Raw genomic sequence first — 9,447 nt, 5'->3', positions numbered from 1 at the left:
ACTACGCCCAGTGGGAGACCCAGGCCGCCGAGCTGGTCGCCCAGCACTGGAACAGCTGACCGCAGACACAGCGTCGAAGGGCCGGACCCCGTACCCCGGGGTCCGGCCCTTCGACGTATGGCCCGGCCACCCATGTCCAGCCGAGGATCGTCCCGGTCACATCAAGATCGTTCGCAGGGCGTCAACCACGCAATCCTGGTCGGCGTCGGTCAGGTCGGGATGGATCGGCAGGGACAGCTCCTCGGCGTAGTACGCCTCCGCTGTCGGGCATTGCCCCTGCCGGTAACCGAGGTCGGCGAACACCGGATGCCGGTAGACCGGCAGGTAGTTGACCTGGACACCGATGCCCGCCGCCCGCATCCGGTCGTAGACCTCGCGTCGGCGACCAGCGAGAACGCGTACCGGGTAGAGATGCCAGACCGGGTCGACCCACGGCCGCTGCTCGGGCAGCCGCAGACCCGGCAGATCGGCGAGCAGTTCGTGGTAGCGGGCCGCCAGCCGGGCCCGGTAGGCCTTGAACCGGGACAGCCGGGTCAGCTGGTTGAGCCCGAGTCCGCAGAGGACGTCGGAGAGCCGGTAGTTGAGGCCGAAGCTGTGCACCTCCTGGTGCCAGCCGCCCTCGTCGCCGTATCGCAGCCGGTCCGGGTCGCGGACCATGCCGTGGTTGGCGAACCGGCGTACCCGGTCCAGCAGGTCCGGGTCGGTGCCGGTCACCGCGCCGCCCTCGCCGGTGGTGAGGTTCTTGGTCGGGAAGAACGAAAAGGTCGTCAGGTCGGCGAGCCCGCCGACCGGCGCCCCACGGTACGTCGACCCGATCGCGTGCGCCGCGTCGTCGAACAGCAGCGCTCCCGCGTCGGCGGCGACCTTGCGCAGCTGCCCGTACTCGGCGGGATGGCCGGCGTAGTCGACGGCGGTGACCACCCGGGTCCGCGAGGTCACCGCGGCCTGTACGGCGGCCGGATCCAGGTTGCCGGTCGCCTCCTCGACGTCAGCGAAGACCACCCGGGCACCGTGCAGCGCGGCGGTCGCCGCCGTCGCGACGAAGGTCAACGGCGTGGTGACCACCTCGTCGCCGGGGCGCAGGCCGACGGCACCGTACGCGGTGTGCAACGCGGCGGTGCCGGAGCTGACGCTGACGCAGCCCACCCCGCCGAGGTAGCCGCCCAGCTCGCCCTCGAACCGGCGTACGGTCGGGCCGGCGGTCAGCCACTCGGTGCGTACGGCGGCGGCGACCGCTTCGGCGTCGGACTCGTCCAGACAGGGACGCCCGTAGGGGAGCATCGACATCACTCCATCACTGGTCGGTGGGTCACACCCGGCTGAGCGGGGACGGTCGCGGTCGGGCGTCGCCGGCTGGCTCGGGACGCGGGTCGGCGGAGTCCGTGTGGCGGGGTCCGCCCGGTCCCCGCCGACGGTCCGCACCTGGTCGGCGGCGGTCCGCACCTGGTCGGCGGCGAGCAGACCGGGGGGCGGCCCGGCGGGTCAGCAGCAGCCAGGACGACGCCGAGATGCCGGCGTACACGGCGACGCAGGCGACCGCCGCGCCCGCCGTACCCCACAGTTGGACGGCCAACAGGAACAGCGCCAGCGCCGCCGCGCTCCAGGCCAAACCGAACGCACCGACCGCGCCCATCCGGCCGGCACCGAGCAGCGCCCGGCTCGCCACCGCGTACGGCACGAACGCGACCTCGGCGACCAGCAGCACCACCAGCAGCGGCCCGGCGGCGGCGAACCCGGGGCCGAGCAGCGGGATGACCACCAGCCAGCCCAGCAGCCCGGTCACCGCGCCGACAGCGGTCACCACGCCGGCGGTCGCCGCGACCGTGCGGACCGGGCGCAACGGTCCGGACGCGACGGCCGCGTCCCGGTTGACGAGCTGGCCGATCGCGTTCGGCACCATCCTCGGCACCTGGCCGAGGGTGGACGCCACCGAGTAGACACCGACCGCCGCCGCCCCGGTGAGCGCGCCGAGTACGTAGCGGTCCAGCCGCAGCGCCAGGGCCAGCCCGAGGGTGAGACCGAGTGCGCGGCAGCCCCGGCCGAGCAGTCGGGACAGTTCGCGTCGGGTCGGGGTCTGGAAGCAGAGCAGCCCGGTGGCCCGCAGCGCGACGACCTGCGCGGTGGTCGCCGTCAGCATGCCGGCCCCCTGCCCGAGCAGCAGCGACCAGACGCTCGGTGCGACGGTGACCGCGACGAGCAGGCCGAGCCCGCCGCCGAGCGTGGTCGCCATCGCCCAGAGACTGCCGGACCGGAACAGACCGGCCGCGTACCAGCCGTCGGGTAACTGGGTGTGGGCGACGTACCCGCAGGTCAGCACCGACAGGGCGAGCAGGTAGCGGGGGTCGGCGAGCGCCGGGGCGATCAGCGGCGCGGACAGCGCCGACACCGCGACGGCGAGTACGGCGGCGCTGACCGTGGCCGCCACCGACCACCAGGTGTAGCTGGCGACCAGGTCGCGTCGCCGGGCGCCGCCGCCCACCACCGGATACGCCGAACGCAGTTGCGGTCCGGTGCCGAGGCCGGCGAGCAGCGGGACGATGCCGGCGGTGGACACGCCCAGCACCATCAGACCGCGACCGTGCGGGCCGAGCACGCTGGCGGCCAGCAGCGCCGCCACCATGTTGCTGCTCATCTGGACGGCGCTGGAGCCGGCCAGCAGAGCCAGGGTGGACCGCCGGTCGCGGGTCACCGCGCCTCGGCCCGCCACAGCGACCGCCACTGTGCCGCGGCGTGCCGGGTCTGGAACGGTGAGGTCGCGAAGCTCGCCCGGATCCGGTCCCGGTCGGCCGGGCCGGTCCGGGCGCTGCGCAGCACCGCCTCGGCCCACCGGTGCGCGCCGGCCGAAAGGTCGACGAGGGTGAGGCCGTCGACGTACCGGGACGCCTCGCGCAGGCAGGGCAGATCGGTGGCTACGACGGGTAGCCCGGCGGCGAGCGCTTCGAGCACCACGCCGGGCAACCCCTCCCAGTGGGAGGGCAGGACGAACACGTCGGCGGCGGCGAGCACCGGGGCGATCTCGTCCACTTCTCCGCCGAGGATCACCGTCGGGTCGTCCGGCACATCCGGGTGGGCCGACACCACGTCGTCGACCCCGCACGGCCCGACGATGAGCAGCCGGGTATCCGGCAGAGCCGTACCCGCCGGCCCTGCCGCGCCCGCTGGCGACGCCGTACCGCCTGGGGCGTCGGTCCGGGCCTGGACCGCACGGTGCACGTCAACCAGGAACGGCCGGTTCTTCTCCGGCGCGGACCGGCCGATGTAGCCGATGACCATGGCCTCGGGTGGGATGCCCCACCGGCGGCGGGCCGATTCCCGGTCGCCGCCGACGACCCGGGTCGCGTCGACGCTGTTGTAGAGGATTCGGCAGCCGGGCATGCCGACGTGACGGCCGGCGTACGCCATCGCCGCGTCGCTGACCGCGACGATGTCGGTGGCGACCACATGCAGCAGGCGGCGCAGGGCGGCGCGCAGCAGCCGGCGGGCGACCGTGTCGCGGCGGCCGTCCCCTTCGCTCCACATGCGGGCGATGCGCACCGGCACGCCCATCCCGGCGGCTACCGCCAGCACCACCGCGCTGAACAGGCTGATGTGCGACACGACGACGTCGGGCCGCCGCCGGCGCAGGCAGCGACGCAGTCGCAGCGGGAAGGTGAGGGCAGGACGCTGCGGGACCTGGACGACCGCCGCCCCGGCAGCCCGGAACTGTGGTGCCAGGCTGCCGGCCCGTCCGCCCATGGTGATGAACGTCTGGCGCACCTCGGTGGCCGGGACGGCCCGGCACATGTCGAGCGAGAGCGTCTCCGCGCCGCCGCGGTCCAGCGTGCCGATGACGTGGACGACGTGCACGGCTCTGCCGGCCGGGCGGTGCGATCCCGCCTGTGGTGGAGCTTCGGTTGGGATGGCAGTTGGGCGGGTCACACGTAGCTCCTCTGGGTGGCTCGGCCGGGCCCTCCGGCGCGACCTCCGGTGCGACCTCCGGTGCGCTCGACGGTCGCCTCGGCGACCGCCTGGTAGTAGGCGGTCCGCCGGGCGGTGAGCACATCGGCCGAGAAGTCCCGGGCCCGGGTGAGGTTGCGGGCGGACGCGGCGGCCATCAGCTCCGGGCGGTCCAGTAGCGCCGCGACGGCGCCGGCCCACCGGCCCGGGTCGTCCGGCGGGACCAGGAACCCGGGTGGCAGCAGCTCGGGAATGCCGCCGACAGGTGAACCGATCGCGGGCAGTGCCCGCGCCATCGCTTCGATCAGCGCCCGGGGCAGCCCTTCGGTGCGCGACGGCATGACGAACAGGTCGGCGGCGTCGAGTTGCCGGCGGACGGCGTCCCCGCCGGGCAGCGCGCCGGTCAGAACGACCCGGTCGGCGACGCCGTACCGGCGGGCAAGGTCGGCCAGCTCGGCGCGGTGCCGTCCGTCGCCGACGTGGACCAGGCGGACCGCCCGGCCGTCGGCGGTCAGGGTGGCGAGTGCGGCGATGAGGGTGTCGATGCCCTTGTACCGCTGTTCGAGCGAGCCGACGGAGATCAGGGTGGCGGGCTGCCGGGTCGGTGCGACGGTCCCGGTCCGTCCGATGGTCCGGGCGGTGTCGACGTACGCGACCGGAGTGAGGTTGACATCGGACACCGCGACGCTCACCGCGCCCACCGAGGTCGGGTACCTGTCCTGCAGGAAACGGTCGGTGACATAGGCGGCACCGACAGCGCGGCGGCACTGCCGGCGCAACCGGTCGACGTACAGCCGCCGCAGGACGGGCCGCAGGGGGTGGTCCACCACCCCGGGGGCGAACAGGTCGTACGGATCACCGACCACTTCCATCGCGTACGGCAGGCGACGGCGGTCCCGGGCGGTGGCCAGCAGCGTGCCGATCGGCGACGGCGCCCGCAGGATCACCGCGTCCTGCGAGCCGGCGGCATCGCGCACGGCCCGGCCAATCGCCTTCCGCTGGGCGAGGTAGCGGTACGGCCCGAGGTAGTACGGCACCGGCCAGACCTCGACGCCGGGTCCGTCGACCCGTTTCGCCTCAGCGGCCGGCTCGGCCGCGTCGCGTACCCGGGCGACGACCCGGACCTCGTCGAACGCCGCCAGGTACCCGCTCCAGAACTGGTGGTCCTGCCCGGTCCGGGCCCAGATCGCGCCGTCCGGGGTGCGGGCGAACCGCGCCTCGATGGTCACCACCACTCGCATCGTCCCTCCCCGGCATCCGTCGGAAATCCCCTGTTCAGCGCGATAGCTACACTTTCAGTCGATCATCCGTCTCGGGCCCAATCGCCGCCGTCTCGGACGCTGACGCCTCAGGTGGCCGGGCACGGTGGTAGCCGTACCGGCGCAGCAGCGGCGCGCACAGCCCAGTGAGGGTCCGGCGGGCGGCGGCCGGCAGTCCGGTGTGCCAGGCGTCGTCGATCCGCAATGCGAGACGGCCGGTGGTGAACCGCATCCGGTTGCCGGAGACGCTGTGTAGTTCGCCCAGCTCCACCTCTCCACCGGACAGATAGGACAGATCCAGCCCGGTCTGGGGCAGACCGGCGAGCCGGCTCAGCGTCCCGGCCGTACCCGGCGGGTCGGCGAGGAACTCCTCGTACCGCATCCGGTGCACCAGCCGGCCGGGGACCGCGCCGTGCCGCCGCCGGCCCAGCCGGCCCAGCAGGTCGTACGCGGCGTTGTGCCCGCTCCAGGTCAGCGCGCACCGGGCCGCCGGGAACCGGGGCACCGCGACGTCGGTGCCGGACTCCGGGTCGTGCACCCGGCGCATCCAGGAGTACGCCACTCCCCTCGGATCCCGCACCAGGTGCAGGATCCGCAGATCGGCCGGACCGGCCCAGCGCAGGCCGTACGCCAACGCGGTGTCCTTGGACGAGTCGACGACGACCCGGGCCCCGGTCACCGCCGCGGCGGCGGCGTAGATGCGTGCGTGGTAGTCGACGTACTCGATCAGCCGGGCCCGACGCCGCTCACCGAGCCGTGGGGCGGCGAGCAGCCCGACGTGCCGGGTCTGGCCGACGACGGCGCGCAGCCAGGTGATCCGGTCGAGGTCGACATCGTCCCAGCCACCGAAGGCGTACCCGCCGATCCTGCTCCACAGCGGACAGTCCCGGAACGCCGCACCGCACCCGCAGCGTCGGTTGTCCCGTACCCCGTTGTCCCAGACCTGCGCGACCTCGCCCAGCCCGCACACCCCGGGCAGCTCGTTGAGCACCCGCTCGACCAGGGTGCTGCCGCTGCGGCCGATCCCGCCGATGTAGAACAGCCGCATCAGCGCCTGCCCCGGGAGGCGTACACGTAGTACGGGATCCACGGCCGGGGGTCGGCCGGTCGGGTGGTGATCGTGTACCCGGCGTCGCGCAGCAGCGCCTTGACCGGCGCGAAGGTGCGCATCCACGCGTCGGCCGGGCCCTCTGCCTTGAAGTCGTGGCAGGACACGACGAGGTTGCCGACCACGTCGAGTACGTCGCGGGCCCCCTCCAGCACGCCAAGCTCGGCGCCTTCGATGTTCATCTTGAGCAGGTCGACCCGGTCGACGCCGCAGGTCCGCAGGATCTCGTCCAGCCGGCGGCCGGTGACCTCGATCCCGCCGGTGCCCTCCTGGCTGATCCCGTTGCGGATGTGGCTGAGCGCGTCCTCGCCGATGCGGACCGGACCGGCCTCGCCGACCACCGCGCACTCCAGCAGCGTCACGTTGGACAGCCGGTTCAGCTCCACGGTCCGGCGCAGGCAGTGGAAGGTACGCGGGTGCGCCTCGATGCTGAGTACCCGACCCTGCTGACCGACGACCCGGGAGAACAACCGGACCTCGGTGCCGACGCCGGCGCCGATGTCGACGACGGTGTCACCGGAACGCGGGTGGTAGCCGTACAGGAAGGTGTCCCGCACGACCAGGTCCTCCCGCTCGGCGGACAGCCCGCCCAGCTCGGTGTTGACGACCGTCCCGCCCCGGTACCGGTGAATCCAGGTGTCCTCCTCGTACCGCACGACGCAGGGCGAGCGGGACCGCAGTGACAGCGCGATACCGCCGAGCCCGGCGATGATCCGGGGATCGACCCGGTCGTCGACCACGTCGAGGATCCGGCGACGCAGGCTCACCGCCACGACGGCACCTGCCCTTCGATCCGGTCCGGCGCACCTGCACCTGGCGGTGTCGGGGCCTCGGTGCCGGCCGGCCGGCCGTGGTCGCGGTACCAGGCGAAGGTCCGCCCGACACCCTCTTCCAGCGCGACCGCCGGCTGGTAGCCGGTGAGCCGGCGCAGCCGACCCAGGTCCGGGCAGCGTCGGTGCACCGAGCCGGCGGGCGCCGGCTCGGGCCGCAGGCTGGCGTGGCTGCCGGCGGTACGCAGCACCAGTTTCGCCAGGTCGGCGATGTTGGTCTGCTCCGTGTCGTCGCCGATGTGCACGATCCGGCCGGCGGCGTCGGGGGTGGCCATCAGCCGGACCACCGCCTCGACGGCGTCGTCGACGTAGCAGAAGGCGCGGTACTGGTCGGCGCCCGGCACCCGGAACGGGTCCTCGCCGCGTAGCGCCCGCAGCGACATCTCCGGTACCACGTGGTCGGTGCCCATCCGGGGCCCGTACACGTTGTGGAATCGACCCACCACGGCGTGTGCGCCGACCGCGCGGGACCCGTGCAGCACGGCCGCCTCGCCCAGCAGCTTGCTGGTGGCGTACGCGAAGCGGGGTGCCGTCACGTCGGCCACCATCGCCGGGACGTCCTCACCGGTCGGTACGGCGGCCACTGCGGCGTCGACCGCGCCGGCGTACACCTCGCTGGTGGAGCTGAAGAAGACCCGGTCGGCGGCGGCGATCCAGTCCATCAGGTGCAGCGCGACGAGCGTGTTGATCCGGACCACCCGGGCCGGGTCGGCCTCGACGTTGCGCACCCCGACCACGGCGGCCAGCAGGTAGACCTGGTCCCATTGCCGGGGCAGCGCCGCCCAGGTCGCGGCCCGGGTGAGGTCACCGGCGACCACCTCGACCGCCGGGTCGGCGCAGACCTGAGCGAGTTCGGCGTCATCGCGGCCCCGGGAGAAGTCGTCGACCACGGTGACCGCGTGGCCGTCGGCGACCAGCCGGCGTACCAGGTGCAGGCCGATGAACCCGGCACCGCCGAGGACCAGCGCGCGCATCACACCGGCTCCCTGGCGGACCGGTAGCCCAGGCTCTCGTAGTGCACCCCGGCCGCCCGCACCGACTCCTCGTCGAGGATCCGCCACGAGTCATAGATGAACCGGACCGCGGTGCCGGGCAGCAGCGTGCCCACCGGCAGCCCCCGGTAGTCGGGGTGGTCGTTGAGCACCAGGACCGCGTCGGCCTCGCTGAACGCCTTGTCGAGGCTGACCGGCTCGCCGCCGTGGGCCCGGATGACCTCGTCGGCGACCAGCGGGTCGTGGCCGAGCACCCGTAGCCCGGCCCGGCCGAACGCCGGCAGCATCGCCACGACCGCCGCGCCGCGCATGTCGTCGGTGGGTGGCCAGCCCTTGTACGCCCAGCCGAGGACGGCGAGGGTCGCGCCAGCGGTCGCGCCACGCAGTTGTCGCAGTCGCCGGACGACGGTCTCCGCCACCTGTACCGGCAGCTGCTCGTTGCGTCGCCGGGCCGCGGCGACGAGCAGTGGGGTGTGCGCCGGTGCAGAGGCGCCGAACAGATACGGGTCCTTGGACAGGCAACTTCCGCCGACGAAGCCGGGTCGGGCCAGGTCGGGTCGGGGGTAGTCGTGGTTGGCTGCCCGGATGACCTCCAACGGGTCCACCCCGTGCGCCCCGGCGAGCAGGGCGACCTCGTTGCCGTACGCGTAGATCAGGTCGGTGTGGCAGTTGTTGGCCAGCTTCACCAGCTCGGCGGTTTCCAGGCTGGAGACCGGGACGACCTGCCGGGCGAGCCGGCCGAACAGTGCCACCCCGGCGCGTCGGCTGTCGTCGTCGAGACCACCGACCACCTGGGGCAGTTCGGTCAGCTCGCGCAGCGCCTGCCCCTGGATGGTCCGTTCCGGTGCCATCACCAGCCGGGCCCGGCCCCAGGCGGCGGTCAACGCCGGCAGGACGACCCGCCGGCTGGTGCCGACCGGCACGGTGCTGCGCACCACGACCAGGGTCTGCGATCCGCAGCGCCGGGCGATCTCGGTTGCGGCGGCCGCGACGTTGGTCAGGTCCGGCTGCCGGGTGTCGTCGCGGACCGGAGTCGACACGCAGATGACGGCGGCGTCGAGGTCCGGCGGAAGCGCCGGGTGAACGAACAGGTTGCGGCCGAGGGTGTCCCGTAGCGCCTCGGCCAGGCCCGGCTCGTACAGATGGACCCGGCCGGCCGACAGCTCCTCCCGGACGCGCGGCTCGCTGTCGACGCCGTGCACCTCGCATCCGTTGCGGGCCAGGCCGGCTGCCAGGGTCAGCCCGACATACCCCATTCCCACGATGCCGATCCGGTTTGCCATTGTCGCTCCTTGTCCGGAATCGAGATCTGTCCGGGCCGG

8 protein-coding genes are annotated in these 9,447 nt (G+C 73.6%); all 8 read right to left on the bottom strand.

Translation table 11 applies throughout. The annotated features are described in order from the left end of the window. Window positions 1–156: 156 nt before the first annotated feature. Genes ACFHWU_RS19850 through ACFHWU_RS19815 form a run of 8 tightly spaced genes read right to left on the bottom strand, consistent with a single transcriptional unit; the run spans window position 157 to window position 9,408 of the window. A complete protein-coding gene (locus ACFHWU_RS19850) occupies window positions 157–1,290 on the bottom strand; it encodes a DegT/DnrJ/EryC1/StrS family aminotransferase (protein WP_416591249.1) in 1,134 nt (377 codons plus the stop codon). 19 nt (window positions 1,291–1,309) lie between these two features. Further along, window positions 1,310–2,689, bottom strand: coding sequence for a lipopolysaccharide biosynthesis protein (locus ACFHWU_RS19845; protein WP_416591248.1), 1,380 nt, complete (start codon window positions 2,687–2,689; stop codon window positions 1,310–1,312). Continuing rightward, window positions 2,686–3,918 carry a glycosyltransferase gene (locus ACFHWU_RS19840; protein ID WP_416552738.1) on the bottom strand — a complete coding sequence of 411 codons (1,233 nt, stop codon included), beginning with the start codon at window positions 3,916–3,918 and terminating at the stop codon, window positions 2,686–2,688. Before ACFHWU_RS19840 ends, ACFHWU_RS19845 begins: the two co-directional genes overlap by 4 nt. Continuing rightward, window positions 3,915–5,177 (bottom strand): glycosyltransferase, encoded by a 1,263-nt coding sequence (locus tag ACFHWU_RS19835; protein ID WP_416567907.1) that lies wholly within the window; start codon window positions 5,175–5,177, stop codon window positions 3,915–3,917. The genes ACFHWU_RS19840 and ACFHWU_RS19835 overlap by 4 nt, the downstream gene beginning before the upstream one ends. A gap of 46 nt (window positions 5,178–5,223) precedes the next feature. Continuing rightward, window positions 5,224–6,243: a sulfotransferase gene (locus tag ACFHWU_RS19830; RefSeq protein ID WP_416591247.1), complete on the bottom strand. Its 1,020-nt coding sequence runs from the start codon at window positions 6,241–6,243 to the stop codon at window positions 5,224–5,226. Continuing rightward, entirely contained in the window at window positions 6,243–7,076 is an 834-nt protein-coding gene (locus tag ACFHWU_RS19825) for an FkbM family methyltransferase (protein WP_416591246.1), read from the bottom strand. The genes ACFHWU_RS19830 and ACFHWU_RS19825 overlap by 1 nt, the downstream gene beginning before the upstream one ends. Then, window positions 7,067–8,107 (bottom strand): NAD-dependent epimerase/dehydratase family protein, encoded by a 1,041-nt coding sequence (locus ACFHWU_RS19820; RefSeq protein WP_416591245.1) that lies wholly within the window; start codon window positions 8,105–8,107, stop codon window positions 7,067–7,069. The genes ACFHWU_RS19825 and ACFHWU_RS19820 overlap by 10 nt, the downstream gene beginning before the upstream one ends. Further along, window positions 8,107–9,408, bottom strand: coding sequence for a nucleotide sugar dehydrogenase (locus ACFHWU_RS19815; protein ID WP_416591244.1), 1,302 nt, complete (start codon window positions 9,406–9,408; stop codon window positions 8,107–8,109). Before ACFHWU_RS19815 ends, ACFHWU_RS19820 begins: the two co-directional genes overlap by 1 nt. Window positions 9,409–9,447 lie beyond the last annotated feature (39 nt).

It is taken from the genome of Micromonospora sp. LOL_015, from assembly GCF_048060275.1.
GTDB lineage: Bacteria > Actinomycetota > Actinomycetes > Mycobacteriales > Micromonosporaceae > Micromonospora_E.
The sequence above is the reverse complement of the archived record's forward strand: the minus strand, read 5'-3'. Positions and strand labels throughout refer to the sequence as shown.

Coding starts and splice junctions, on each gene's coding strand:
- ACFHWU_RS19830 (WP_416591247.1), bottom strand. CDS start 6,243: ATGCGGCTGTTCTACATCGGCGGGATCGGCCGCAGCGGCAGCACCCTG.
- ACFHWU_RS19835 (WP_416567907.1), bottom strand. CDS start 5,177: ATGCGAGTGGTGGTGACCATCGAGGCGCGGTTCGCCCGCACCCCGGAC.
- ACFHWU_RS19815 (WP_416591244.1), bottom strand. CDS start 9,408: ATGGCAAACCGGATCGGCATCGTGGGAATGGGGTATGTCGGGCTGACC.
- ACFHWU_RS19820 (WP_416591245.1), bottom strand. CDS start 8,107: ATGCGCGCGCTGGTCCTCGGCGGTGCCGGGTTCATCGGCCTGCACCTG.